This is a genomic window from Arthrobacter sp. P1_B11 (assembly GCF_056406715.1).
Window position 1 is genome coordinate 20429 of record NZ_JBFTZQ010000002.1, and the last position, 24813, is coordinate 45241.

Annotated in this window: 21 protein-coding genes and 1 riboswitch; of the genes, 6 read left to right on the forward strand and 15 right to left on the reverse strand. The window is 66.5% G+C overall.

The genetic code is table 11. The features are described from left to right. Positions 1-12 precede the first annotated feature (12 nt). Together AC1D14_RS02340 and AC1D14_RS02345 are read left to right on the forward strand one after the other, a co-directional pair. Positions 13-1236, forward strand: a complete 1224-nt coding sequence (locus AC1D14_RS02340; protein ID WP_230119002.1) for a winged helix DNA-binding domain-containing protein — start codon at positions 13-15, stop codon at positions 1234-1236. Positions 1237-1375: 139 nt separating this feature from the next. Then, positions 1376-1957: a hypothetical protein gene (locus AC1D14_RS02345; protein WP_476968053.1), complete on the forward strand. Its 582-nt coding sequence runs from the start codon at positions 1376-1378 to the stop codon at positions 1955-1957. A 138-nt stretch (positions 1958-2095) separates the two neighbouring features. Here AC1D14_RS02345 and AC1D14_RS02350 read toward each other — a convergent pair whose 3' ends face one another. The 3 genes from AC1D14_RS02350 to mmsB form a co-directional block, all read right to left on the reverse strand. Beyond that, positions 2096-3571 carry an HNH endonuclease gene (locus tag AC1D14_RS02350; RefSeq protein WP_476967997.1) on the reverse strand — a complete coding sequence of 492 codons (1476 nt, stop codon included), beginning with the start codon at positions 3569-3571 and terminating at the stop codon, positions 2096-2098. 329 nt (positions 3572-3900) lie between these two features. Beyond that, positions 3901-5385: a CoA-acylating methylmalonate-semialdehyde dehydrogenase gene (locus tag AC1D14_RS02355; RefSeq protein ID WP_230118999.1), complete on the reverse strand. Its 1485-nt coding sequence runs from the start codon at positions 5383-5385 to the stop codon at positions 3901-3903. Positions 5386-5480: 95 nt separating this feature from the next. After that, the gene (gene mmsB / locus AC1D14_RS02360; RefSeq protein ID WP_230118998.1) at positions 5481-6383 is read right to left on the reverse strand and encodes a 3-hydroxyisobutyrate dehydrogenase; all 903 of its coding nucleotides are present in this window, start codon (positions 6381-6383) and stop codon (positions 5481-5483) included. Between the two features lie 137 nt (positions 6384-6520). Between mmsB and AC1D14_RS02365 the strand changes: the two genes are divergently transcribed. Continuing rightward, on the forward strand, positions 6521-7420 hold the full coding sequence (locus tag AC1D14_RS02365) for a LysR family transcriptional regulator (protein ID WP_230118997.1): 900 nt from the start codon (positions 6521-6523) through the stop codon (positions 7418-7420). Between the two features lie 6 nt (positions 7421-7426). Here the strand turns inward: AC1D14_RS02365 and AC1D14_RS02370 are convergent, their stop codons facing one another. From AC1D14_RS02370 to metX, 3 genes are all read right to left on the reverse strand, one after another. After that, the gene (locus AC1D14_RS02370) at positions 7427-8560 is read right to left on the reverse strand and encodes a zinc-dependent alcohol dehydrogenase family protein (RefSeq protein WP_230118996.1); all 1134 of its coding nucleotides are present in this window, start codon (positions 8558-8560) and stop codon (positions 7427-7429) included. Between the two features lie 95 nt (positions 8561-8655). Then, on the reverse strand, positions 8656-10038 hold the full coding sequence (locus AC1D14_RS02375; RefSeq protein WP_476967998.1) for an MFS transporter: 1383 nt from the start codon (positions 10036-10038) through the stop codon (positions 8656-8658). A 238-nt stretch (positions 10039-10276) separates the two neighbouring features. Further along, positions 10277-11458 carry a homoserine O-acetyltransferase MetX gene (gene metX, locus AC1D14_RS02380; RefSeq protein ID WP_230118994.1) on the reverse strand — a complete coding sequence of 394 codons (1182 nt, stop codon included), beginning with the start codon at positions 11456-11458 and terminating at the stop codon, positions 10277-10279. Positions 11459-11470: 12 nt separating this feature from the next. Next, positions 11471-11586: riboswitch (SAM riboswitch) on the reverse strand. A 186-nt stretch (positions 11587-11772) separates the two neighbouring features. On the opposite strand from metX, the gene AC1D14_RS02385 reads away from it, so the two are divergent. Beyond that, entirely contained in the window at positions 11773-12411 is a 639-nt protein-coding gene (locus AC1D14_RS02385; RefSeq protein ID WP_230118993.1) for a VOC family protein, read from the forward strand. Between the two features lie 100 nt (positions 12412-12511). Here the strand turns inward: AC1D14_RS02385 and AC1D14_RS02390 are convergent, their stop codons facing one another. Next, positions 12512-13291: a CPBP family intramembrane glutamic endopeptidase gene (locus AC1D14_RS02390; protein WP_230118992.1), complete on the reverse strand. Its 780-nt coding sequence runs from the start codon at positions 13289-13291 to the stop codon at positions 12512-12514. Between the two features lie 105 nt (positions 13292-13396). On the opposite strand from AC1D14_RS02390, the gene AC1D14_RS02395 reads away from it, so the two are divergent. Continuing rightward, positions 13397-14077: a histidine phosphatase family protein gene (locus AC1D14_RS02395; protein WP_230118991.1), complete on the forward strand. Its 681-nt coding sequence runs from the start codon at positions 13397-13399 to the stop codon at positions 14075-14077. A gap of 48 nt (positions 14078-14125) precedes the next feature. Here AC1D14_RS02395 and AC1D14_RS02400 read toward each other — a convergent pair whose 3' ends face one another. The 5 genes from AC1D14_RS02400 to tdh form a co-directional block, all read right to left on the reverse strand. Then, positions 14126-14935 (reverse strand): DeoR/GlpR family DNA-binding transcription regulator, encoded by an 810-nt coding sequence (locus tag AC1D14_RS02400; protein ID WP_230118990.1) that lies wholly within the window; start codon positions 14933-14935, stop codon positions 14126-14128. A gap of 105 nt (positions 14936-15040) precedes the next feature. Next, the gene (gene hutI, locus AC1D14_RS02405) at positions 15041-16258 is read right to left on the reverse strand and encodes an imidazolonepropionase (protein ID WP_476967999.1); all 1218 of its coding nucleotides are present in this window, start codon (positions 16256-16258) and stop codon (positions 15041-15043) included. A gap of 11 nt (positions 16259-16269) precedes the next feature. After that, a complete protein-coding gene (locus tag AC1D14_RS02410) occupies positions 16270-17382 on the reverse strand; it encodes an NAD(P)/FAD-dependent oxidoreductase (RefSeq protein WP_230118988.1) in 1113 nt (370 codons plus the stop codon). Positions 17383-17420: 38 nt separating this feature from the next. Then, complete coding sequence (locus AC1D14_RS02415) at positions 17421-18617, reverse strand: glycine C-acetyltransferase (protein ID WP_230118987.1); 1197 nt, start codon at positions 18615-18617, stop codon at positions 17421-17423. Positions 18618-18741: 124 nt separating this feature from the next. After that, positions 18742-19788 (reverse strand): L-threonine 3-dehydrogenase, encoded by a 1047-nt coding sequence (gene tdh, locus AC1D14_RS02420; protein WP_230118986.1) that lies wholly within the window; start codon positions 19786-19788, stop codon positions 18742-18744. 138 nt (positions 19789-19926) lie between these two features. Here tdh and AC1D14_RS02425 point away from each other — a divergent pair, with 138 nt between their 5' ends. Next, positions 19927-20835 carry a LysR family transcriptional regulator gene (locus AC1D14_RS02425; protein ID WP_230118985.1) on the forward strand — a complete coding sequence of 303 codons (909 nt, stop codon included), beginning with the start codon at positions 19927-19929 and terminating at the stop codon, positions 20833-20835. 7 nt (positions 20836-20842) lie between these two features. Here the strand turns inward: AC1D14_RS02425 and AC1D14_RS02430 are convergent, their stop codons facing one another. The 3 genes from AC1D14_RS02430 to gatA all read right to left on the reverse strand — a co-directional run bounded on the left by AC1D14_RS02430 (position 20843) and on the right by gatA (position 24812). Next, on the reverse strand, positions 20843-21538 hold the full coding sequence (locus AC1D14_RS02430; protein ID WP_230118984.1) for a hypothetical protein: 696 nt from the start codon (positions 21536-21538) through the stop codon (positions 20843-20845). 188 nt (positions 21539-21726) lie between these two features. Next, positions 21727-23232 (reverse strand): Asp-tRNA(Asn)/Glu-tRNA(Gln) amidotransferase subunit GatB, encoded by a 1506-nt coding sequence (gatB, locus tag AC1D14_RS02435; RefSeq protein ID WP_476880914.1) that lies wholly within the window; start codon positions 23230-23232, stop codon positions 21727-21729. Beyond that, positions 23232-24812, reverse strand: coding sequence for an Asp-tRNA(Asn)/Glu-tRNA(Gln) amidotransferase subunit GatA (gatA, locus tag AC1D14_RS02440; RefSeq protein ID WP_476968000.1), 1581 nt, complete (start codon positions 24810-24812; stop codon positions 23232-23234). The genes gatB and gatA overlap by 1 nt, the downstream gene beginning before the upstream one ends. Position 24813: the final 1 nt, after the last annotated feature.

Below are 24813 nucleotides of genomic sequence, written 5' to 3' on the forward strand. Positions count from 1 at the left end.
CGGCCATGCGGCATGACGACGGGCACCGCAGGAAGCGACCCCGGACTTAGCCCGGACGACGTCGTCCGGATCAGGCTCGCAAGCCAGCAGCTCCGCGCCCCGTTGGCGGCCTCGCCTGAGGACGCCCTGAAAAACCTGCTGGCCGTTCAGGCGCAGGAGTTTTCGTATGCCCGCTGGTCGCTTGCCCAGCGGACGCCCGGCGCTACGGCGGACGACGTGGAGCGGGCCGTCGCTGACGGGCGGATCCTGCGGACGCATATCCTCCGGCCCACGTGGCATTTTGTGCACCGCGATGATCTGCCCTGGCTCCGGGCCCTGTCCGCACCGCGCCTGCACCAGGCCAACGGCGGCATGTACCGACGGACCGGGATTGATGCGGCCACGGCCGGAAGAAGCGGAGAAATACTTGCGGCGGCGGTCGCAGGCGCCCGGCACCGCACACGGGAGCAGCTGGCGGCGGAACTGCAGCGCGCGGGGTTCCCCGCGAAGGGACTCGTCCTGGCGTACCTCATCATGCACGCCGAGATCAGCGGCGTGCTCGTGAGCGGCACACCTGTGCGGGGTGCCGGCGGCGCGCTCCGGCAGACGTATGCGGCATTCGACGAACGTGTCACAGCGGCGGCGTCCAAACAGGCGACGGCGGCGCCAAGGGAACAGTCCCTCGCTGCCCTGGCAATGCGGTACTTCCGGAGCCGCGGACCCGCCACAGTCAAGGACTGCGCAGACTGGTCCGGGCAGACGATGGCGGATGTATGGCAGGGGCTGTCGCTTGTCCTGGCGGACGATCCGGCGGCTTTGGAGACCGCGGTGATTGACGGCGTCGTATTTTATCGCGGCCCGGAAGATTTCCCCCGCGGCGATGCCGGCGCCGGTAACGGCGTTGTCAACCATTCCCCGCGCATCGACCTGGTCCAATGCTATGACGAATACATCATGGGGTACTCGGCCTCCCGTGGTTACCTCGGCGGAGTCGCCCCAGCCCTTCCGGTGGATGACACTCCCATGCATGTGGTTCTGCTGGACGGCGCGATGGCTGGCTCGTGGCGGCACACCTTTGTACGGCCCGCTTCGCCCGACCAGCGTTGCGAACTCGACGTCCGGATGGCCGTTTCCAGCGGCCCTTCGGCCGGAGGTGCATCGGAGGCGGCCACGCACGGCCAGGGAACAGCGGCGGCGGTGGCCCAGGCCGTGGAAAGGTATAGCGGGTTCCTCGGAATGCCGACGACCCGCATCTGAACGGACGGCACGGGGCTTGCACGGACAGCACTGCGTAGCGTCTCGTGACCCGGCGGCCTCCGCTCCTTGTCCGGCTCACTCCTTGATCCGGGGACTAAGCTGGATTGACACTCATGAGAGGCCCAGCACCGTGAACAACATGTTTTTCTGGATCATTGTTTTGTCGTTCCTCATCCCCATGGGAATGCGCATGTACCGGAGGTCCGTCCAGAGGCGGAACCAAGGCCAGAATTTCTCCGGACAGTATCCGGACCAGTTCCCGGGTTCCTACCAGGGCCGGCCGAACAACCAGCCGCGGGACGGCTACACCCAGCAGGACTACCTCAGCGGCGGCTTTGGCCTTCCCCCGGGCGGAGGCCAGCAGCAGCTTCCCCCGCTGGACCAGCCATACCCGGGGCAGCCGTACCCGAGCCCCCAGTACCCGAACTCCCAGTATCCCGGCGCTGGCCCGAGCCAGCCTGGATCCATGGGCCCGGGCTACCAGGGTCAGGGTTATCAGGGACAGGTCCCCTACGAGGACAGCCYGGAATTCAATGCCAGCCCTCCCCGGTCGCAACACCCGCAGCCACAGCACGGAGCTGCCCCCTCGATGCCCCCGCCGCCGTCGGCCCCGCAGGGCTTCCGCGCGCGCAAGCTGGCCGAACTCGACCAGCAGTACAGCAACGGAGAAATCTCCATGGAGGAGTACATGACCCGGCGCAACGACATCATGAACGGTTAGGCCCGGGCAACTGGCGCCCGGCTTCATCCGAACTTATCCGGCGACGCCACCGCCTTCGGCCATGAGGGTTGCCGACGAGTGATGAGGTAATTCGTGGACGCCCCCATGGTGGGGGCGTCTTTACGATTGGGAGCGGCTTTACGCCGCCAATGCGCCATTGCGACTGGCGCGTTTGAGCGTCTTGGCGCGCCGGAGGAGTTCGCGGCGTTGACGCCGGTTTGAGAACCCAGTGCCTGTCAACCTAATGCCCATCAACGTAGTACCTGTCAACGTAACGCCGGGTTGGCGCGTTCCGGGCGGTGGTGGTGCGGTCGAGTGATAAGTGTGGCCGGTCGGGGTCCGGATCTCGAGGGTGTGCCTAAGCCGGCCCGTGCCAACGGGCCCGGAGCGGGGCTTCGCTGTCCAGCCGGGGGTTTCTTTGGTTTGGTTGCAGGCCTCGCAGAGCCCTGCACCATTCCCGTGCGTGGTGGTGCCGCCGCGGTGCCAGGGGATGATGTGGTCGTGGCGGCGGATCGGGGCGTCGCAGTAGGGCGTGCGGCAGGTCTCATCCCGGGCCTGGAGGAAGCGCCGCAGCCCGGCGGGGAAGAGCCTGGCGCGGGAGTCCATCGCGACGAGCTCTCCGCTGCCCGGTGCGGTGTAGAGCCGGCGCAGCCAGACGTTAACGGCGGCATTCCCCGGGGCCGGCTCTGCGAAGGCGGCGCCGGCATCGCCGTTGCCGCTGACGCCTGCGCGTGCTGGCGTGACGGCACTCCTGGCCCAGCCTGCCGGGACCACACCGTAGCCGGGGAGGCGGGCCGGTTCGGAGTCGCCCTGGAAGAGGGTGCGGTCAGTCATGATGAGCTGGATCTCGATCCCGGTGATCCCGCCGGGGGTGCCGGTGATCCTTTCGACCAGGCCATCGGCCGTGATCTGTCCGCGGGAGCGGGGATCCCCGGCCGAGCGCAGGGAGTCCGCGTGCCGGGTCAGGGCGGCATGGACCGCGACCCCTGCGGTGACCGGGAGCAGGGCGGTCAGGAGCGCCATGGTGTCCGGGGCCGGGCGGAGGCTAACGTGCCGTTCCGCGGCGGCGTGGCCGGCCCGCTCCGTGACGGAACGCGGATCCCGCCGGTAGGCCACGGCACGCGCCGCGGCGATGATGGCCCGGTCACCGGCACCGCTCAGCGTCCCGGCGTCGGCCGCCAGTTCCTCGTCGACGGCGCAGCGATCCACGGCGGACAGGCACGCCGTTTCCTTCACCAGCAGCGTCGCGCGCCACTCGTTTAGCTGACCGGCCTCAAGGGCCGCGAGGGTGTGCGGCATTTCGGTGGCGAGGGCCTTCGCCAGGCCCAGGAGCCGCCCACCCCGGGCCGGGGACTCCCGCCGGGCCAGGGCGATCTGCGCGGCGACGCCCTTGCCCAGTTCCGCCGCCGGAACACCGGCCCGGGCCTGGGCGCGGCGCTGCTGCAGATCGAAGGCCACAGTCATGCGCGCCTGCAACGCGGCCGCGGCGGACTTCAGGTCCTCCAGTCCTCGCAGCTGGTCGATCAGCCCAGCGCTGTCGGCCCTCGGGCGGACAGCAGCGAGCAAGCCAGCCACCTCGGTGACCGTCACAGCACCCGCGGCCCTGGAAGCCATTTTAGGCACCCGATCCTCGACCGTAGAAAGACTCTGCATCCATGAACTGAGTCTTCCAGGCACCACCGACATTTAACGTCGCGTCTGCGCGTTGTGGCCCGGACATTGACCGGCGGCCGCAACCCAATCCACTGCGGGAGGCGGCCGCCCCCGGCACTCCTCCGCCGCCGTCGGCCTCGCAGCGGTTCCAAGCACCCAATCTGGCGGAACTGGATCAGTGGAGCAGCCTCGCAGGAACCTGAAACAGCCCGTGCCCCGCTGCTTTTGGCGGCGGGGCACGGGCTGTCTGCAGGCCAGAGGCTTGGACTGCCTGACGACCGGTTGTCCGTTTAGTCGACCTGCGGGAATCCGAGGTCGATGACGGACGTGGACGGGTCCGGCCACCGGGTGGTGACCACTTTGCCCCGCGTGTAGAAGCGGATGCTGTCCGGCCCGTACATGTGGGTGTCGCCGAACAGGGAGTTCTTCCAGCCGCCGAAGGAGAAGGTCCCCACGGGTACCGGGATCGGCACGTTGACGCCCACCATGCCGACTTCGACGTCGAACTCGAACTGCCGCGCGGCGCCCCCATCGCGGGTGAAGATGGCAACGCCGTTGCCGAACTCGTTCTCGTTGACCAGCCGGACGGCGTCGTTGTAGGTATCAACGCGCACAACCGACAGGACCGGGCCGAAGATTTCGTCGTCGTAGACCTTCATTCCGGGCTTCACGTGATCCACGAGGCTGACGCCGATAAAGAAGCCGTTCGAATCGAACTGCTGCGAGCGGCCGTCGACGACGACCGTGGCACCTTCGTTTTCGGCGCCGGCCACGTAGGAGGCGACCTTGTCACGGTGTTCCGCGGTGATCAGCGGCCCCATCTGCGATGACGGGTCGGTGCCGGGACCGATCTTCAGTGTGGCCATGCGGCTGGTGATTGCGGCCACGAGGTCATCGGCGATGTTCCCGACGGCCACCAGCACGCTGACCGCCATGCAGCGTTCACCGGCGGATCCGTAAGCCGCGGAGATCGCTGCGTCGGCCGCCATGTCGAGGTCGGCGTCGGGCAGGACCACCATGTGGTTCTTGGCTCCGCCGAGGGCCTGGACGCGCTTGCCGTGATCGGCCGCGCGCTTGTAGATGGACTGCGCGATAGGCGTGGATCCCACGAAGCTGACAGCCTTCACATCCGGGTGTTCAAGCAGGACGTCCACCGCTTCCTTGTCACCGTGGACCACGTTCAGCACGCCCGCCGGCAGCCCGGCCTCGGCGAAGACCTCAGCGATGAACACGGCCGAGGACGGGTCCTTCTCGCTGGGCTTCAGCAGCACGGTATTGCCGCAGGCCAGCGCGCTGCCGATCATCCACAGCGGCACCATCGCCGGAAAGTTGAAGGGAGTGATGCATGCCACTACGCCGACAGGCTGGCGGACGGAGTGAACGTCGACGCCGCTGGAGACTTGCTCTGAACGCTCGCCTTTGAGCATGTGGGACAGTCCGGTGGCGAACTCGATGTTCTCGAGGCCACGGGAGATCTCGCCTTCGGCATCGGAAAGCACCTTGCCGTGTTCGCTGGTGAGGATGGCCGCCAGTTCTGATTTTCGCTGCGTCAGGATTTCGCGGACCCGGAAGAAGATGTTCGTGCGCTTGGCCAGGCTGGTGGCCCGCCATCCGGGAAGGGCAGCCTTGGCGGCCGCGATGGCTTCCTCGACCCGGGAGGCGGAGGCGAGGGCAACCTCTTTCTCCTGCTCCCCCGTTGCCGGGTTGAAGACAGGGCCGAAGCGATCGGCATCGCCGACGCGGCTGCCGTTGATGAAATGCGGAATGGTTTCCATGGGTGTCTCTTTCTTAGTGCAAGGCGATCCGGGGCACGGCGAATGTACGTGCCGTTCCGGCGAAGGGGCCTGGTGGGATTTCCTGAACTCGGCTGCTACCGGGCGGACCCCAGCGAGCCGTCTACGAGCTTGATGATCATGGAGCAGTCCTTGCCCGACTCGCCGGCGTCGATGAGCTGCTGGAACAGCTGCTGGACGTGCTTGCCGATTTCGAGGGGCGTTCCGGTGTCCTCGGCGGCGCTGATGGCCAGGCCGATGTCCTTGTTGGCCAGCTCAGTCGTGAACGTGGGCGCAAAATCGTTGTTTGAAGCGGCGGTGGAGACCACGCCCGGAACGGGATACCAGGTGCGCAGGGCCCAGCTGTCCCCCGAGGAGACAGACGCTATGTCCCAGAACACCTGCTTGTCCAGGCCGAGCCGGTCTGCCAGCACGGCACCCTCGGCCGTGGACGCAAGGTTGATGAAGAGCATCAGGTTGTTGCAGATCTTGGCAGCCTGCCCCGTGGTGGCACCTCCGGTGGGGATGATGTTGGACGCCATGGGCTCGATGTACCCGGTGGCGTCAGCCACGGCGCCCGCTTCGCCGCCCACCATGAAGGTGAGGGTTCCCGCCTTGGCCCCGCTCATGCCGCCCGAGACGGGCGCGTCAACGAAGCGGAAGCCGGCGGCAGCAGCGGCGTCGTGCAGTTCCTGGGCGGAGGCGATGTCGATCGTCGAGGAGTCCACCAGCAGCGTCCGGGCGTCGGCGAGCGCCAGGACGCCCTCCTCGCCGAGGTAAACGGCCTTGGCGTGCTCGCCCTTGGGCAGCATGGTGAAAACGACGTCGGCGCCGTTCACGGCGTCCGCGATGCTCTTCACCGGCTTTACTCCGCCAGCTTCTGCGGCGGCGACGGCGGCGGGATTCAGGTCGAATCCCCGCACGTCGTGCCCTGCCTTTGCCAGGTTTGCTGACATGGAACCGCCCATGTTCCCCAGACCGATCCAACCGACTACTGCCATGGCATAAGCTCCTTTGCTTCGTGTCCGGCCTAGCCGGAAGTCCTGTGTCCACCATCACACCCTGTTACAGTGCAATCAAGGGGAAAAAGTACAGAGGGCATGTGCATTGATGCACATACGAGTGAAAGGCACACCACGTGAGGCGGCTTCCGAGTCCGGACGACCTGCTGATCCTGCTGACCGTGGCCCGCCTGGGCCGGTTCAACGCCGTAGCCGAGACGCTGGGCACCACGCACACCACGATTTCCCGCAGGATCCTGGCCCTCGACAAACAGCTGGGCGGGCGCACCCTGGAACGCAGCCCGCACGGCTGGGAACTCACGGAGCTTGGGGCGTCGGCGGTGGCCGCTGCCGAAGCCATTGAGGAGACGCTGGGATCGCTGTCCGGCCTCATCGGCCGCGACGAAAATGCCCTCTCCGGGCTGGTGCGGATCAGCACGTCGGACGGCTTCGGCGCCGAATTCGTCACGCCCGCCCTGGTCCGGCTCCAGCGCCGGCACCCGCTGCTGAATGTGGAGATGCTGAGCGCCACCCGTAAGGTCAGCCAGAACCGGTCCGGCGTGGACCTCGAAGTCGTGGTCGGCCGGACCGATGTCAGCAATGCTCAGACAATTTTCCTGACCAACTATTTCCTGCGGCTTTACGCCAGCCCTGCGTACGCCGCCGAGCACGGCCTGCCTGAAACGCTCGACGGCGTGGGGCAGCACGGCTTCGTGTCCTACGTTGAATCTGCGCTCCAGGTGGCAGAGCTGGGACACCGCTCCTCGCAGTTGCCGATGCCGAAGTCCAGCTTCCAGGCCACCAGCATCTTTGCCCAGGTGGAGGCGGTGCGCCTTGGTGCGGGAATCGGCCTGCTGCCGAATTTCATGGTGGCGGGCAAGCCGGACTTCGTGCCGGTGCTTCCCCACGACTTCCAGCGACAGCTCCCCATCTGGGCGGTGGCGCGCCCCGAATCGCTGCGGTCCGGCCGGGTGCAGGCCGTCATTGCGGCGATCCGGGAGGAAGTACAGGAACGCCAGGAGTTGCTGGCTCGCTGAATGGCGTCAGGCCTGGAACAGCCGCCGCACCACTTTTCCGGCGGCCAGGGCGTCGAGCCCCTCGTTGATCTCGGCCAGTGGCTTCGTATCCGTGTGCAGCAGCTCAACGGGCAGCCGGCCCTCGCGCCAGTAGCCCAGATAGAGGGGAATATCGCGCCTGGGCACGGCGTCACCCATGTAGGAGCCCAGCAGCCGCTTGCCTGCGCCCGCGAACTGAAGGGCCGGGACTGTCAGCTCCGCGGACGGATGCGGGAGGCCTACCGAGACCACGGCGCCGCCCCTCGTCACCTGCTCCAGGCAGGACGCAATCACCCGGGCCGAACCCACGGCTTCGATCGCAACGTCCACCCCGTCGCCGGTGGCCTCCGCGATCAGCCGCGGCGCATCATCCGGCGTGCCCACTGCCGTTGCGCCACACTCCAGTGCCAGCTGGTGTTTGCTCGTGTTAGGGTCAATGGCGATCACCCCCGAGGCGCCCGCGAGGGCCGCCGCCATGACGGCGGAGAGCCCCACGGCCCCCAGTCCGAAAACCGCAACCGACTGGCCGGCCTTGACGGCGGCAGTGTTGAGCACTGCCCCCATGCCGGTGAGTGCGGCGCAGCCGAACATGGCCGCCACCGTGTCCGGGACGTCGTCGTCAATGGCCACCACGGATTCCCTGGCCACCACTGCGTAGTCCGCAAAGGCAGAGACTCCGAGATGGTGGTTGATCCGCTCCCCCGACGGCGTCCGCAGCAGCGCTTCCCCGTGCAGGAGGTCGCCGGAACCGTTGGCTTCAGCGGCCCGGTGGCAGAGTGCGGGGCGCCCCGAGCGGCAGGCCCGGCAATCCCCGCAGCTCGGCACGAAGACCAGCACCACGTGGTCCCCCACGGAAATGTCCGTTACGCCTGCTCCCAGGGCCACGACGCGGCCCACGGCCTCATGCCCGAGCGCCATGGGAAGCGGCCTCACCCTGGAACCGTCCACCACCGACAGGTCTGAGTGGCAAAGGCTGGAGTAGGTGATGGCAACGCCGAGCTCTCCGGCGCGCGGTTCCGGTCGGTCCAGTTCCTGCACCACGAGCGGCTTCGCTTCTGCGTAGCTGGTTCCGGAAGAATCGGTGGGACTCGGAACGGTGGAATAAAGGACGGCTGCTCGCATGGTGATTCCTGTCTTCTGCATCGATGGCTGACACGCAGCTGCCCGGGCCTGCGTCAGTCGCGGGTCCGGGCAGCTGTTTCTGGCTATGGCCGCCCTTACTTCCTGGCAGCCGCCAGGAGGTCGGCGGTGCCGCGGGCGTCGGCGGCGTCGACGTCCCGGAGCGAGACGCCGCGGGTTTCCTTGAGGAAGAACACCGCGACGGCGGTCACCACACAGGCTGCCGCGAGGTAAAGGGCAACAGGGGTGGAGGACTTGAAACTGCCCAGCAGCGACGTGGCGATGATCGGCGCCAGTGAACCGGCGACGATCGACGTCACCTGGTAGCCGAGGGAGACGCCTGAGTAGCGCATCCGGGTTGGGAACATCTCGGCCATGATCGCCGGCTGCCCTGCGTACATCAGGGCGTGGAACAGCAGGCCGATCGTGATCGCCGCGAGGATGGTCATGTCATTGCCGGTGTCCATCATGGGGAAGGCGAAGAAGCCCCAGGTTCCGCCGAGAATCGCTCCGGCCATGTAAACCGGACGGCGGCCGAGCGAGTCGGAGAGCTTGCCCACGAGCGGCACGGCGCAGAAGTGGATGAAGTGGGCCACGAGCAGCAGGAGCAGGATCCGGGCAGTGTCGGTCTGGACCACGACCTTCAGGTACGTGATGGAGAACGTAACGACGAGGTAGTAGAGGATGTTCTCCGCGAACCGCAGTCCCATGGCAGTGAAGACGCCGCGCGGGTAGCGCTTAAACACTTCGGCTACGCCGTAGCCCTTCTTCTCGACCGTGACTTCCTTGCGGGCCTCCAGGAAGATGGGTGCGTCCTGGACCTTGGTGCGGATGTAGTAGCCGATGATGACGATCACCGCGGAGAGCCAGAACGCAACGCGCCAGCCCCAGCCGAGGAAGTCCCCGGACGACAGCGTGGAGGAAAGGGTGAAGAGGACGCCGGTGGCCAGCAGGTTGCCCATCGGCACGGCGGACTGCGGCCAGCTGGCCCAGAACCCGCGCGACTTGTTCGGGCTGTGCTCTGCCACGAGGAGCACTGCGCCGCCCCATTCGCCGCCGACGGCGAAGCCCTGGACGAAGCGCAGGAACACCAACAGGGCCGGTGCCCAGTAGCCGATCTGCGCAAAGCTGGGCAGGCAGCCCATCGCAAACGTGGAAATGCCCACGAGAATGATGCTCAGCTGGAGCAGCTGCTTCCGGCCGAACTTGTCCCCGAAGTGGCCGAAGACGATGCCGCCGATAGGCCGGGCAACGAAGCCGACCGCGTACGTGACGAATGCGGCGATGATCCCGTCCAGCTCCGTCCCCGAATTGGGGAAGAACATCTTGCCGAACACCAGGGTGGCTGCGGAGGCATAGAGGAAGAACTCATACCACTCGACTACTGTGCCGGCCATGGAGGCCGTAACGACTTTCTTTAGGCCTGATGCCTTGACATCGGGTTCCTCTACGCGCCTTGCGGCGGAGTTTTCCGTACTCATTGTGAACTCCTTCGGCGTCTCCCTCGACGCCACTGGGACCTGACTTTGGCGGACGTGTGTGATGTGCACCACGAATCACCGGTTCCAACGAGTATGGTCTGCCATTGCTGCAAGCTCAACGACAAAAAGTGCAGAACGCATCTGCATAAATGCACATTCGGGAGGTGCTGGCGCCAAGCTGTCCAGCTTGGGTGCAGCGTCCGCTCAGCGTCGGCTCAGGCGAAGATTCAGGCAAGATTCAGGCGAAAAAGACTCCCCGGAGCTGCGCGTCCAGCTGCCCGATCTCGGTGAGGAAGCCATCATGGCCGATCGGCGCCTCGATCACATGGACGTCCACGTCACCCGGCAGTGCGTCTGCAAGCTCCCGGGACTGCGAGGGGAAGTAAAGCCGGTCTGTGTTTACGGCCGCAATAAAGAAGTCGGCGGTGGTCCGCGCCAGAGTCTCCTTCAGCGATCCGCGCCCGCGGCAGATGTCGTGGCTCATCAGCGCTTCGGTGATTGCAATGTAACTGTTGGCATCGAAGCGCCCCACGAGCTTGCTCCCCTGGTGGTCCAGGTAGCTTTCCACCTGGTACCGGCCGCGGGCAGCAAGGGCATCCGCCCGCAACGGCGCCTCGCTGGCCTGGGCGTTCCGGCCAAACCGGAAATCCAGCTCCTGCGCGGACCGGTAGGTGATGTGCGCAATCCGCCGTGCCAGCGCCAGTCCGGCCTCGGGCACCGGGCCGGCGTAGTAGTCGCCGCCGTTGAAGTGAGGATCCTGCCGGATCGCCAGCGTCTGTGCCTGTGCGAAGGCGATCTGTTCGGCCGTGCTGCTGGCGCCGATGGAAATAACGCCGCAGCGCCGCACCCGCTCCGGGTAGGTGACGGCCCACTCCAGCGCCCGGGCTCCGCCCATGGAGCCGCCAAGGACGGCGTACCAGCTGCTGATGCCCAGCTGGTCCGCAAGCCGCGCTTCGGCCGCGGTGGTGTCGCGGAGCGTGACCAGCGGGAAGCGTGAACCCCACGGCCTGCCGTCCGGAGCAGCCGACGACGGCCCCGTGGATCCGTAGCAGCCGCCGACGATGTTGATGGAGACGACGAAAAACCTGTCCGTATCCGCCGGGGCGCCGGGACCGGCCAGCTGCTCCCACCAGCCTTCTTCGTCGTCCGTGCCGCGGGTAACGTGCGTGCTGCCCGTCAGGGCGTGCTCCACGAGAATGGCGTTCGAGCAGTCCTCGTTGAGCGTCCCCCAGGTTTCATAGGCGAGGGTGACGTCGGGCAGGAATCCGCCGGCCTCGAGCTCAAGGTTGCCGATGTTGACGTACTGGACTGTCCCATCCTTAACTGCCGTGCCGTCCGTAACCGCAGTGCCACCGGGAACCGCAGCGCCATCCGTAACTTCGACATTCGGAACTTCTGTGCGGGTAACGGAAATCGTCATAGGTAAACCTCTTCTACGCGCTTGCCCGCCGCCAGCTGACCGGCGGGCCAGGTCTTCACCCGGGGCACCCCACCGCGGAAGGAGGGTTGCCGGCCAGCAAGCCGGGGCTGTTGCTGGCACTCATGACCTAGGGCAAGTTTACGAAAGAGGGCGCCGCCCACGCGAAGATTGTGACGGCTGTGTGACTCCCGGCAACACCATCGGGAGCCAGAGCCGTTCAAAGCTTGCGACGAAACTTCCGCAAACCCGGACGTCCCATGAGGGTTAGGCTTCCCTTAGCTGAGAGCCGCGTCACAAGATGCCAAGATGAGGGCATGCGCATGGATCACGTCTCTTACGCCTGTGAACACGATGGCCTGGCTGCCACCACCGAACGTATTTCGTCCGCCCTCGGCGTCGAAGCCGTGAAGGGTGGAGTGCACCCCCGTTTCGGAACCCGGAACATGATTATCCCGCTCGCCGGGCACAAGTACCTTGAGGTCGTGGAGGTCCTGGACCACCCGGCGTCGGATAAAGCTCCGTTCGGGCAGGCCGTGCGCGCACGGTCCGCTGCCGGTGGCGGCTGGATGGGATGGTGCGTCGAAGTGGACGACCTCGCCCCGTTTGAGGACCGTCTGGGACGTTCCGCCGTCAACGGCAACCGCAAGTTCCCGGACGGCCGTGAACTCGTGTGGAAGCAGATCGGAATCCTGGGCCTCATTGCAGACCCGCAGGTTCCGTACATGCTCAAGTGGGAAGGCGATCCGGGGCTTCACCCGTCCAACGCCTATGACAGCAACGTCAAGATGTCCAGTCTCACCATCGCAGGCTCCGCCGAGCGCGTTACCGAATGGCTCGGCGAACCCGTAGAGCGGCCCCTCGAGGACGTCGCCGTGAACTGGGTCGCTCCGCACGGAACCCCGGGCATCCTGTCCGTCACGTTTGAAACTGCAGCGGGCGCCGTCACAATCTGACGCAGCGCGCTGCCAACAAGCTTCGGCCGCCATCAGCGGGTGCCAACGACGTCACCCACCGATGGCGGCCGAATTACTTTAACGCCTAGTTACCCAATGCTTAGCCCAGCCCGACGGCCTTTCCGAACAGGCTGAAGCCGACGAACGCCACAATGTCCAGCAGTGCATGGGCTATGACCAGTGGCATCACCCGTCGGGTTTTGGTGTAGACCCAGGCGAACACCACGCCCATGATGGCGTTGCCAATGAAGGGCCCGAACCCTTGATACAGGTGGTAGCTGCCGCGGAGCATGGAACTGGCAAAGATTGACAGCGGCACGGACCAGCCGAACTTCCCGAACCGGTCCAGGAGGTAGCCCACCACGATGACTTCCTCGACGACCGCGTGCCGCACCGCGGAGAGAATCAGCACGGGAACCGTCCACCAGTACGCGTTCAGGGCACTGGGGATGATCGCCGTCGTGATGCCCAGCGCCCGCCCTGCCGCGTAGAGGCCCAGCGATGGTATGCCGATCAAAGCGGCCAGCCCGACGCCCTGCAGCAGGTCCCTTCCGGGGCGGGCGAAATTGAAACCCAGCTTCTGGAATGCAGAGCCACCCACATAGCCCGTTCCTGCCTTCGTCTGGCGGTGCTCCGTCAGGAAATAGATCACCAGCAAGACGGGCACCAGCGCGAAGATGATATCCAGGAGTTGGTACGTCAGATCGAAATATTCCCGTGTACTTTGCGAGCGGTTCAGCGTGGACGTGCCCTGCGCCAGCGGCGCCCGGGTCATCTTGTCCAGGAGTTGCACCACGGAGTACACGGCGGACTGCCCCAACGACAGTCCCAGGACTATCCAGACTTCGATCCGCAGGCGACGGCGGGAAGGAACCAACATGTTCCTATCTTGCCTGCAGTTGCTGGTACTTTCCTGTTTGGCTTCCGGACACTGTATTACTTCAGGAACCTGCCTCCTCCGCGGCGGCCCCTATGCTGGGGAAGTATGAGTGCGCCCGGGAAAATCATCATGATCCGGCACGGCCAGTCCGCCGCCAATGCCGACACCTCCATTTACAACAGGGTGCCCGACTACCGGATTCCGCTGACTCCCCTGGGTATTGAGCAGGCCAAGGCTGCCGGTGAGCGCATCCGGCGCGAGCTGGACGGCCAAGAGGTGTCCGTCTACGTCTCGCCCTACCTGCGCGCCTACCAGACACTCGAAGCGCTCAACCTTGGCTCCCTCACGGAACGGGTCGTCGAGGAGCCGCGGCTCCGTGAGCAGGACTGGGCGAATTTCCAAATAGCCGGCGAAATCGAGGACCAGAAAGAACTGCGCAACGCCTACGGGCATTTCTTCTACCGCTTCCGGGAGGGCGAGTCCGGGTCGGACGTCTACGACCGCATTTCGTCATTCATGGAGACTCTTTACCGCCACTGGGCCAAGCCGGACTACTCCGCCAATACCCTCCTTGTCACGCACGGCCTCACCATGCGCCTGTTCTGCATGCGCTGGTTCCACTGGTCCGTAGAATACTTCGAGTCGCTGAACAACCCGGACAACGCTGAGATCCGCATGCTGATGCGCACCGAGGACGGCAAGTACGAACTCGACCAGCCGTTCACGCAATGGGTGCAGCGCCGCGTGGACGAGACAGTGCTCGACGCGCCTCCCGTGTTCTTCTAGGGCCTGATCGGTTGGGCCCTGATCGGTTCTCCCTGGGCCGGAGCGGCCTTAGGACTTGCGTGTGCGGGGCGTTTCCGGCGCCACAATGACGTCCGTGCCGATGGCTTCAAAGGCGGCTTTGTCCTGGGCCGAGATGCCCGAATCGGTAATCAGCCGCGTGAACGCGTACCCGTCCATAGTCGCGAAAGCCCGACGGCCCACCTTGGAAGAGTCCGCAAGGACATAGGAAATGCTGGCCCTGCTGGCGAGCAGCGCGTTGACGGAGGCTTCGCCTTCTCCGGTATTGGTGGGTCCCACTTCGGGATCAATGCCGTTGACGCCGATGAACGCGATATCCAGCACCACCTTCTGCATGATGATGTCCGTGTAGGGGCCCACAAGCTCATAGGACCGCGGGTTCAGGATGCCGCCGGTCACCATAACCTTGATGTTGGGCCGCACCGCCAGCTGCGCGGCGATGTTGATGGCGTTGGTAACCACCGTCAGCGTGGGCTGGTTGGACGGGGAATTGAGGTCCTCGCGGGTTGCCAGGATCTGCGCGAGGGCGGTACTGGTGGTGCCGCCGCAGAGGCCGATGACCATGCCGGGCGCGATAAGCGCGGAGGCGGCGAGGGCAATCTGCTGCTTGGCGGCCGCGTGGTCGTCCCGGTTGTACCGGCCGGGCAGGTCGTAGGCGAGGGCACCTGTTGTGGCTCCGCCCCGGGTCCGGGTCAGCAGACGCCGGTTGGCCAGGCTGTCCAGATCCCGCCGGGCCGTTGCCGGCGAAACGCCGAGCTGGGTGACGATTTCCTCCACCTCCACCTGCCCGGTTTCGGCAAGGAGATCAAGGATTGCCGTCAGTCGGTCGGTGCGGGTCATGCGTAGCTAGCCTCTCGGGGATCAAACCGTCACCAGAAAGTGACGTTTGTTGATTGTAACAGACCCTAAACGATCAGTTCCCGTCATTATCCCCAGGGATCAGGGTTACCTCTCGCGCACTCCGGCGCGCCAGACCGCGTGCGTCAGCGGCATGCCCGGCCGGTAGGCCAGGTGCGTGGCCGACGGTGCGTTGAGCAGGTGCAAGTCAGCCCGGTGCCCGACGGCGATCGAGCCCACCGCGCGTTCGCCGTCGATGTCGGTCCCGGACTCGCGCCCCAGCGCAAGGGCCCCGCCGTACGTCGCCGCGCGGACCGCTTCGTGGACACTCAGCCGCATCTGCAGCACTGCAGTGGTGACACAGTATGCCATGGAGCTCGTGTACGACGTCCCGGGATTGCAGTTGGAGGCCAGGGCCACTGGCACGCCGGCATCCAGGAGCCGGCGGGCGGGCGCCAGGGGCTGCCGGGTGGAAAGGTCGCACGCCGGCAGGCAGGTGGCCACGGTGCCGCGATTATCCGAACCGGCACCTGCCCCCGCACTCCAGCCGGACCAGCTGGCGGCCAGCGCCTCCACATCCTCATCGGACAGATAGTTCACATGGTCCACGCTGGCCGCACGGAACTCCACTGCGAGCTGGACGCCCGCGCCCGGACCCAGCTGGTTGCCGTGGACGCGCAGCCCGAGTCCGGCGTCGCGGCAGGCCTGAAGCACACGGCGCGACTGCTCCTCGGTAAAGGCGCCCCGTTCGCAAAACACGTCGGCCCACGTCACGTACGGGCGGACCGCATCCAGCATCGGGCCGCACACGAGGTCGGTGTACTCGTCGGCGTCCATGTCCGCAGGCACCAGGTGCGCACCGAGGTACGTGACTTCATCGGCCACTGTCGACGCGATCCGTGCGCTGCGCGCCTCCTGCTCAACGTCCAGGCCGTACCCTGTCTTAGTCTCCACATACGTGGTGCCCTGCGACACCGCTTCCGCCACGCGGCCCATCGCGAGCCGGGTGAGGTCGTAGTCCCCGGTGCTGCGCGTTGCTCCTGTAGTGACGGCGATGCCGCCTGCGCTGTAGATCTCTCCGGCCATCCGGGCTTCGAACTCCGCCGTCCGGTCACCGGCGAAAATGAGGTGCGTGTGCGAGTCCACCCAGCCAGGCAGAAGGGCCCTGCCGCCGGCGTCCACCGACTCGTCCGCCGCCGGTGCGTCCGCCGCCGCCCCGAGCCAGGCGATCCGCTCCCCCTCGATCACCACGGCGGCATTCCGGAGGACGCGGTGGTCCTGGTCCTGGGTCATCAGCTCGCCGAGGTTGGTAATGAGGGTAGTCATGAACCCATTCTTCAGCGCCGGATGGACCAGCGCGTCGCGGCCAGCGCGTCCGCTGTCCGGGATTCCGGACTGGTGGCCTGTCCGGTGCCATTTTGGGGTCCGGTGAGGATTTGTGCCGCTGCGAGCTCGGCAATCGCAGACGAAGTCTGGAAGCCGTACCCGCCCTGGCCAGCCAGCCAATAGAATCCGGTGGCCTCGGCGTCGAAGCCCACGACGGGGACGCCATCGGCCGCTTCGGTGCGCAGGCCGGTCCATGCAGTGCGGACGGCGCTGATCCCCAGCGTGGTCAAGGTGTTGAGGCGGGCTATGAGCCGTTCGACATCGCCGGGGAACGGCCGGGCATCCTCCGGCCCGCTGGCGACGTGTTCCGACGGCGAGACAAGAACATCGTTGCCCTCCCGCCGAAAGTAGAAGGAGTCGTCCGCTGCCGCCACCATGGGGCTTCCAACAGGCAGGGAATGCTCGACGCCGACAATCGCCGCCGTGCGCCGGTACGGCTGGAGTCCGAGCTTTTCCACGCCGCTGACCACGGCCACTTCGTCCGCCCATGCCCCGGCCGCGTTGACCACGACGCCGGTCTGGAAGGCCTCCTGGCCAGCGCCGATCTCCCAGCCGCTGCCAAGCCGCTGCGCCGAATGCAGCCGCGCGCCGGTGATGATGTCCACGCCCGCACCTTCGGCCCGTGCCCGGTGGTCGTCAAGCAGGACCGGCGCGTTGCAGCCGAACGATCCCGTGTCCAGGCCTGCAGCGGAGAATGACCCTGGTTCCAGGACAGGACACAGCGCCAGCGCTTCCGCGTGGCTGACCATCCGCATGTGGCCGCTGGCTTCGGCCCTGACGGTTTCCTCGTTGCCGACCAGCATGAAGCTCCGCGGGGACAGCACAGGTTCGGGCAGCGAGGCATCCCTGGCCGCGATCAGCTCCAGGGTGCGGACCGTCAGCTCCTGGACCACGGGCGGGCCGTAGCTGGGGATGAGCTGCCGGGCCGAGCGGGAGGAGGTGTGGTACGCCAACTGCTGCTCGGCTTCGACCAGTGCCACGCTGCATTTTCCGGCCAGGGCGGATGCCAGGGACAGTCCCGCGATCCCGCCTCCAACGATCACCACGTCATAAGTTGCTGCCATGGCTACATCCTTGCAGATGTTAGGCACCCTTGCAGATGCTAGGCGGCGACGGCGTTCCGGCTCTTGACGAACGCCCGCACGCAGGTTTCGACGTCGTCGGCGCTGTGCGCCGCGGACAGCTGCACGCGGATGCGGGCCGCGCCGCGCGGCACCACGGGGAAGCTGAAGGCCGTAACGAAGACGCCGTTCTGCAGCATCTGGTCGGCCACTTTTGCTGCAACGACGGCATCGCCGAACATCACCGGAACGATCGCGTGTTCGCCGTCGAGCAGGTCAAAACCCTCCTCCGTCATGCGGCGGCGGAACAGTTCCGCGTTCTCGAACAGCCGGGTCCGCAGCTCACCGGAGGTCTCCACAAGGTCCAGTGCCTTGATGGTGGCCGAAACGATGGCCGGGGCCAGGGAGTTGGAGAACAGGTACGGGCGGGCTTTCTGCCTGAGCATCGCCACCACTTCGCTGCGGCCGGAGACGTAGCCGCCCGAGGCGCCGCCGAGTGCCTTGCCGAACGTGCCGGTATAGATGTCCACCCGGTCAGACACGCCGGCGTGTTCCGGGGTTCCCGCTCCGGTGGCGCCCATGAAGCCCACGGCGTGGGAGTCATCCACCATCACCAGGGCATCGTGCTTTTCGGCGAGGTCGCAGATGGCCTCCAGCGGCGCAAGGTAGCCGTCCATGGAGAAGACGCCGTCCGTGACGATGATTTTCCGGCGGGCGTCCTTCGCTTCGATGAGTTTCGCCTCAAGGTCTGCCATGTCCTGGTTGGCGTAGCGGAAGCGCTGCGCCTTGCAGAGCCGGATGCCGTCGATGATCGAGGCGTGGTTCAGTGCGTCGGAGATGACGGCGTCTTCCGGGCCGAACAGCGATTCGAAAACGCCGCCGTTGGCGTCGAAGCAGCTGGAGAACAGGATGGTGTCCTCGGTGCCAAGGAACTTCGACACGCGGGCTTCAAGCTGCAGGTGGAGGTCCTGGGTGCCGCAGATGAACCGGACGCTCGCCATGCCGAACCCGCGCTCGTCCATGGCGGACTTGGCCGCGGCGATGATGTCCGGGTGGTCGGCCAGGCCCAGGTAGTTGTTGGCGCAGAAGTTCAGCACGGGTGACCCCGCTTGCCCGATCTGGCCGGCCGTGATGTGGCTGGCCTGGGCGGAGTCGATGTGGCGCTCGGTCTTATAGAGGCCGGCCTCGCGGATCTCCTCCAGTTCGCTGCGCAGCTGGTCCTTGATTGCTGAATACATGGTGTGCTCCTCGGCTCGTTGAAAGTCTGGTGTCTTGATGCTGGGGGTGGGAGTGTCTGGGCTCAGGTCGTGGCTGGTGCTCAGCGCTGGTTACACTTCAGCGCTGGTTACATTTCAGCGCTGGTCACATTTCAACCCAGTCGAGCACTACCTTGCCGCCGACTCCGGCGCGGGCAATTTCGAAGCCCTTCTCCCACTGCGCTGCCGGCAGTACGTCCGTGACCACGGCGGAGATGTTGGCGTGCAGCGTCGGGTTGGAGGACAGCATGGCGCTCATGGCGTACCAGGTCTCGAACATTTCGCGGCCGTAGATCCCTTTCAGGGTCAGCATGTGCGTGACCACCTTGCCCCAGTCGATGTCGATGGACTGGCTGGGGAGGCCCAGCATGGCGATGCGGCCGCCGTGGTTCATGTTGTCGATCATCTCCGGCAGGGCGGTGGGGTGACCGGACATTTCCAGCCCGATGTCGAAGCCTTCGCGCATGCCCAGTTCGCGCTGCGCCTCATGGACACGCGTCCTGGAGACGTCGATGGCCAGGTCAACGCCGAGCTGGCGGGCCAGTTCCAGCCGCGGCGCCGACACGTCGGTGATGGCGATCTTGCGTGCCCCGGCGTGGCGGGCCACGGCGATGGCCATGAGCCCGATGGGTCCGGCGCCGGTGATCAGCACGTCCTCGCCTACGAGCGGAAAGCTCAGTGCTGTGTGCACGGCGTTGCCGAAGGGGTCGAAGATGGCGCCGAGCTCCGGCGTCACGGAAGGATCCTGGTGGACCCAGACATTGGTTTCCGGGATCACGACGTATTCGGCGAACGCCCCGTCCCGCTGTACGCCCACGCTCACGGTGTGGATGCACATCTGCCGGCGGCCGGCGCGGCAGTTGCGGCAAATTCCGCAGACGATGTGGCCCTCGCCAGAAACCCGGTCGCCCACCTTGACGTCCCGGACGTCCTCTCCGGTCTCCACAACCTCGCCGTAGAACTCGTGCCCTGCGATGAGCGGTGCCTGGATGATGCCCTGGGCCCAGGCATCCCAGGACTGGATGTGCAGGTCAGTGCCGCAGATGCCCGTGGTGATGACGCGGATCTTGACATCGCCGGGGCCGGCTTCAGGCTCCGGGCGGTCGACGAGCTCGAATCCGGCGTGTGCGCCGGCCTTGAACAGAGCCTTCATTGGCTTCCTAACTTTTGGCATGCGCGGCAGCGGCATGCGGGCGGGGTCTCCCTTCATTAGAGCCACTCCAACGCATTAGCACAAGGGGATTTTTCTCAATCGACGATTTAGTAATTGCTAAGGCATAGGATGGGGTCCATGGAGATCCACCAGCTTGAGATGCTGCGCGAACTCGGGGCTCTGGGAAGCGTCAAGGCCGTGGCCGACACGCTGCTGGTCACGCCGTCGGCCGTCTCACAGCAGCTGGCACAGCTGCAAAAGAGCGTCGAGGTTCCCCTCACGCGCAAGGAGGGCCGGAACCTAGTCCTCACCGAGGCCGGCCAGGTGCTGGCGGACGCCGGGGCCGCCGTCGTCAGCGCCATGGCCGACGCCCGCATGGCGATCGGCGCCTACCACGGGTCCACGGTGGCGCCGGTGACGGTCAGCGGGTTCCACAGCGCCGGACAGGCGCTGTTCGCGCCGCTCGCGCGGCTCCTGGACGGGCCCGGCAAGCCGAAGGTGCAGCTGTTTGACGAGGACGTGGCGCAGCAGGACTTCCCCGCACTGACGGCGCGGTACGACCTGGTGCTGGCGCACCGCATGGACCACAGCCCGCGCTGGCCGGAGGAGCGGGTGGCGGTGATACCGCTGGCACACGAGCCTCTTGACGTGGCGCTCCCGGCCGGGCACCGTCTCGCTGCCCAGGTGTCGCTGGAAACGGACGACGTCGTCGGCGAACCCTGGGTGACCAGCCGCACGGGCTACTCCCCCGCGGATGTGCTGTCCGCCGTCGCCGCCGTTTCCAGCCGGGAGCTGAACATCGTCCACCGGATCAACGACTACTCCACCGTGGCGGCCCTGGTGGCAGCGGGCGGCGTGATCGGGCTGCTGCCCAGGCACACGGCGCGGCCCGTGCTGAGCCCCGACATCGTGCTGCGGCCGCTCAGGGGCATCAGCACCCGCCGCAGGATCGACATCCTTGCAAGGCCCGAGAACCTCAAGCGCGCTTCGGTCCGGCTGGTCTGCGAGGCGTTGGAGGACATCATGGCCAGCCTCGTCCACGACTGACGTCTGCTCACTTGCGCTTACCGTTGCCGCTGGCCTTTCCGTTGCCTTTACCTTGGCCGAGTCCCTTGGCAGCGGAGGGACCCGCAACCACCGTAATCGCGGTGAGGTCCTCACCATTCCTGATGCCCTTGATGAGCACTGCGTCCCCCGGCTTGAGATCCGAAACGGTGGCGGCGGAGGGCTTGATGAGCTTGCCGGCGCTATCTTTGGGGGCGGTGCCGTCCGCCGCCGCCTTGGGCAACCTGAAGGTCCTGGTGTCAGCGATGATGGCGTATCTCTGGCTGAAACCGTCCTCGCTCTTGACGGTGATGGACGAATCACCGGCCGAGTCAAGGGTGCCGAACTGCGTCACCCGCGACTCCAGGCTTCCGTCGCTTTTCCTGACCACACTTTCGCCGTGCAGCTCACGGGCACGGCCTTTTTCCTTCAGCGTGCCCGCATCCTTCGAGACTGATGCAGACGCCGCGGATGGCGAGGAGGCACCCGGCAATGCAGCTGCCTGCGCCCGGTTGGTTGCCTGGGCCTTTGCCGTTGCCGACGACGTCGGTTCCGAGGCCGTTGCCTGGGACGGTGCTGCCGGCACGCCCGCAGCCCACACGACGGCGGCGCCGGCCCCGCTCAGGGCAAGCACCACGGCGCCCGCCAGCAGGGCCCGGCGTACTTTGTTGGCCCGGCGTACTTCGTTGGTCTGTTGAACCGGCATGCGCATCCTCCCGAGGGACCGGCAGGGCGCGGTGACGCCCTGAGCCTGAGCCCGCAGTTTATGGCCGCGACCCTATGGAGAACATGGACGCCACCGCCCCGTTAACCCCCAACTGGGTCGCAGTCGGTGTCGTTTTGACGGCTCAAATACGACGATAACTGCGACCCAGTTGGGTTAAAACGGGTGGCTTAGCCTTCGACGCCGAGCCTCTGCAGGATCAGCTCCTTGACGCGGCCGGCGTCGGCCTGGCCGCGGGTGGCCTTCATAACGCCGCCCACGATCGCGCCGATGGCCTGCAGCTTGCCGGCGCGGATCTTGTCCGCGACGTCGGGCTGCGCGGCAAGTGCCGCGTCGATGGCTTCCAGCAGGGGGCCGTCGTCGGAGACCACGGCCAGGCCGCGCTTCTCCACGATCTCCGCCGGGGTGCCTTCGCCGGCGAGGACGCCGTCGAGGACTTCGGCGGCCATCTTGTTGTTGATCTTGCCGGCTTCGACCATCTTGTTCAGTTCCACGATGGTTTCGGGCTTGACGCCCAGCTGGCCGGGGTCGACGTCCGCGTTCTTGGCGCGGCCGACGATCTCGCCCATCCACCACTTGCGGGCCACCGTGGCGGCGGCGCCGGCGGCGATGGTTTCCTCGATCTCGTCCATGACGCCGGCGTTGACCACGTCGCGGAATTCCAGGTCCGAGTAGCCCCAGTCGGCCTGCAGGCGTTTGCGGCGCTCGGCCGGCGGCTCGGGCAGCGTGGCGCGCAGCTCCTCCACCCATTCCCGCGAGGCAACCACAGGAACGAGGTCAGGCTCCGGGAAGTAGCGGTAGTCATCGGCGTCGGACTTGGCCCGGCCCGACGTCGTCGAGCGGGTGTCCTCGTGCCAGTGGCGGGTCTCCTGGATTACGGGCTCGCCGGAGTCCAGGACGGCTGCGTGCCGCTGGATCTCGTAGCGGACGGCATGTTCGACGGCGCGCAGCGAGTTCACGTTCTTGGTCTCGGAGCGGATGCCGAAGCGTTCGCGTCCGTGCGGGCGGAGCGAGACGTTGGCGTCGCAGCGGACGTTGCCGCGTTCCATCTTGGCGTCCGAGACGCCGAGGTTCTTGACGATCTCACGGACCGCGGCAACGTAGGCCTTGGCCAGTTCGGGGGCGCGGGACCCGGCGCCTTCAATCGGCTTGGTGACGATCTCCACGAGCGGTACACCCGCGCGGTTGTAGTCCACGAGGGAGTAGTCGGCGCCCTGGATGCGTCCCGCGGAACCGCCGAGGTGCGTCAGTTTGCCGGCGTCCTCTTCCATGTGCGCCCGTTCAATCTCGACACGGAAGACGGTGCCGTCGGAGAGCTCGACGTCCAGGTAGCCGTCGTAGGCGATGGGCTCGTCGTACTGGGACGTCTGGAAGTTCTTCGGAGTGTCCGGATAGAAGTAGTTCTTCCGGGCGAAGCGGCAGTTTTCGGCGATCTTGCAGTTCAGCGCGAGGCCGATCTTGATGGAAGACTCCACCGCCGTCCTGTTCAGCACCGGCAGGACGCCGGGCATGCCCAGGTCCACCTCGTTGACGTTGGTGTTGGGCTCGTCGCCGAAGACGTTCGGGGCGGAGGAGAACATCTTGGTCTTGGTGTTCAGTTCCACGTGGACCTCGAACCCCAGGACGGGATCGTACTTCTCCATGGCCTCTTCGAAGCTCAGGGTTGCGTCAGACATCAGTGTGAACCTCCGTGGCTCGGAACAGTCTCAGCGAGTGCGGGTGCCGGCAGCGAAGGAGCACGGTCCAGGAGAGGACCGCCCCACTTCTCTTCCAGCAGCGATTCCAGGACCGCACCCACGCGGTACAGGCGGGCGTCCTCGCGGGCTGGCGCCAGGAGCTGGATGCCCACGGGCAGCCCGTCCTCGTCCGCCAGGCCGCCGGGCAGCGACAGCCCCGGGACGCCGGCCATGTTGGCCGGGATGGTGGCGACGTCGTTGAGGTACATGGCCAGGGGGTCGTCCAGCTTCTCGCCCAGTTTGAACGCCGTGGTGGGGGCGGTCGGGGAAATCAGGACGTCGGCCTTGGTGAAGGCGGCGTCGAAGTCGCGCTGGATGAGCGTGCGGACCTTCTGCGCGGAGCCGTAGTAGGCGTCGTAGTAGCCGGCGCTCAAGGCGTAGGTGCCCAGGATGATGCGGCGCTTGACTTCATCGCCGAAGCCGGCGGCCCGGGTGGCGGCCATGACGCGCTCAATGGTCAGCGGCGGATCCTCGGGGAGGACGCGCAGCCCGTACCGGACGCCGTCGAACTTGGCCAGGTTGGAGGAAGCCTCGGACGGCATGATCAGGTAGTAGGCGCCGAGGGCGTACTTGAAGTTGGGGCAGGAGACCTCAACGATTTCCGCGCCGGCCTGCTTGAGCAGCTCGAGCGATTCATTGAAGCGGTTCTCGACGCCGGCCTGGTAGCCCTCGCCGTGGAGTTCCTTGATGATGCCGATCTTCATGCCGTCCACGTTGCCCAGCCGGGCCGCGGCAGCGAGGTCCGCAAGCGGGTCAGGCAGGGAGGTGGAGTCTTTCGGATCGTGGCCGCCGATGACCTGGTGCAGCAGCGCCGAGTCCAGGACGGTGCGGGAGACGGGGCCGATCTGGTCCAGGGAGGACGCCATGGCGATGGCACCGTAGCGCGAGACGCCCCCGTAGGTGGGCTTCACGCCCACGGTTCCGGTGACCGCGCCGGGCTGGCGGATGGATCCGCCGGTGTCGGTGCCGAGGGCCAGCGGCGCCTCGAAGGCGGCGACGGCGGCTGCCGAACCTCCGCCGGAGCCGCCGGGGATGCGGTCCAGGTCCCACGGGTTGCGGGTGGGGCCGTACGCCGAGTGCTCCGTGGAGGAGCCCATGGCGAATTCGTCCAGGTTGGTCTTTCCCAGGATGGGCATCTTCGCGGCGCGCAGCTTCTGCACGACTGTGGCGTCGTAGGGGCTGTGCCAGCCTTCGAGGATCCTGGAGCCGGCTGTGGTGGGCTGGCCGACCGTGACGATGAGGTCCTTCACGGCGATGGGGACGCCGGCGAGTTCGTGCAGCTCCTCGGCGGCGGCACCGCCGGCGGCGCGGATGGCGTCCACCTCGGCGGCGACGGCGAGGGCCTCTTCCGCGTTGACGTGCAGGAACGCGTGGACGCCGCGGTCGCCGCCGTCGACGGCGGCGATGCGGTCAAGGTGGGCCTGCACCACTTCGACGGCGGTGACTTCGCGGGCGGCAAGCTTTGCGGCCAGCTGGGCGGCGGAGAGGCGGATCAGCTGGTTGCTGTTGGTTTCAGTCATG

What these genes read in the sequence shown, in the direction of transcription:
- AC1D14_RS02370 (WP_230118996.1), bottom strand. Translation starts at nt 8,560, where the DNA reads ATGCGAGCAGCCGTCCTTTATTCCACCGTTCCGAGTCCCACCGATTCT.
- mmsB (WP_230118998.1), bottom strand. Translation starts at nt 6,383, where the DNA reads ATGGCAGTAGTCGGTTGGATCGGTCTGGGGAACATGGGCGGTTCCATG.
- AC1D14_RS02425 (WP_230118985.1), top strand. Translation starts at nt 19,927, where the DNA reads ATGGAGATCCACCAGCTTGAGATGCTGCGCGAACTCGGGGCTCTGGGA.
- gatB (WP_476880914.1), bottom strand. Translation starts at nt 23,232, where the DNA reads ATGTCTGACGCAACCCTGAGCTTCGAAGAGGCCATGGAGAAGTACGAT.
- AC1D14_RS02415 (WP_230118987.1), bottom strand. Translation starts at nt 18,617, where the DNA reads ATGTATTCAGCAATCAAGGACCAGCTGCGCAGCGAACTGGAGGAGATC.
- hutI (WP_476967999.1), bottom strand. Translation starts at nt 16,258, where the DNA reads ATGACTACCCTCATTACCAACCTCGGCGAGCTGATGACCCAGGACCAG.
- AC1D14_RS02400 (WP_230118990.1), bottom strand. Translation starts at nt 14,935, where the DNA reads ATGACCCGCACCGACCGACTGACGGCAATCCTTGATCTCCTTGCCGAA.
- AC1D14_RS02350 (WP_476967997.1), bottom strand. Translation starts at nt 3,571, where the DNA reads ATGGCTTCCAGGGCCGCGGGTGCTGTGACGGTCACCGAGGTGGCTGGC.
- AC1D14_RS02355 (WP_230118999.1), bottom strand. Translation starts at nt 5,385, where the DNA reads ATGGAAACCATTCCGCATTTCATCAACGGCAGCCGCGTCGGCGATGCC.
- AC1D14_RS02395 (WP_230118991.1), top strand. Translation starts at nt 13,397, where the DNA reads ATGAGTGCGCCCGGGAAAATCATCATGATCCGGCACGGCCAGTCCGCC.
- gatA (WP_476968000.1), bottom strand. Translation starts at nt 24,812, where the DNA reads ATGACTGAAACCAACAGCAACCAGCTGATCCGCCTCTCCGCCGCCCAG.
- AC1D14_RS02430 (WP_230118984.1), bottom strand. Translation starts at nt 21,538, where the DNA reads ATGCCGGTTCAACAGACCAACGAAGTACGCCGGGCCAACAAAGTACGC.
- AC1D14_RS02390 (WP_230118992.1), bottom strand. Translation starts at nt 13,291, where the DNA reads ATGTTGGTTCCTTCCCGCCGTCGCCTGCGGATCGAAGTCTGGATAGTC.
- AC1D14_RS02375 (WP_476967998.1), bottom strand. Translation starts at nt 10,038, where the DNA reads ATGAGTACGGAAAACTCCGCCGCAAGGCGCGTAGAGGAACCCGATGTC.
- metX (WP_230118994.1), bottom strand. Translation starts at nt 11,458, where the DNA reads ATGACGATTTCCGTTACCCGCACAGAAGTTCCGAATGTCGAAGTTACG.
- AC1D14_RS02410 (WP_230118988.1), bottom strand. Translation starts at nt 17,382, where the DNA reads ATGGCAGCAACTTATGACGTGGTGATCGTTGGAGGCGGGATCGCGGGA.
- AC1D14_RS02340 (WP_230119002.1), top strand. Translation starts at nt 13, where the DNA reads ATGACGACGGGCACCGCAGGAAGCGACCCCGGACTTAGCCCGGACGAC.
- tdh (WP_230118986.1), bottom strand. Translation starts at nt 19,788, where the DNA reads ATGAAGGCTCTGTTCAAGGCCGGCGCACACGCCGGATTCGAGCTCGTC.
- AC1D14_RS02385 (WP_230118993.1), top strand. Translation starts at nt 11,773, where the DNA reads ATGCGCATGGATCACGTCTCTTACGCCTGTGAACACGATGGCCTGGCT.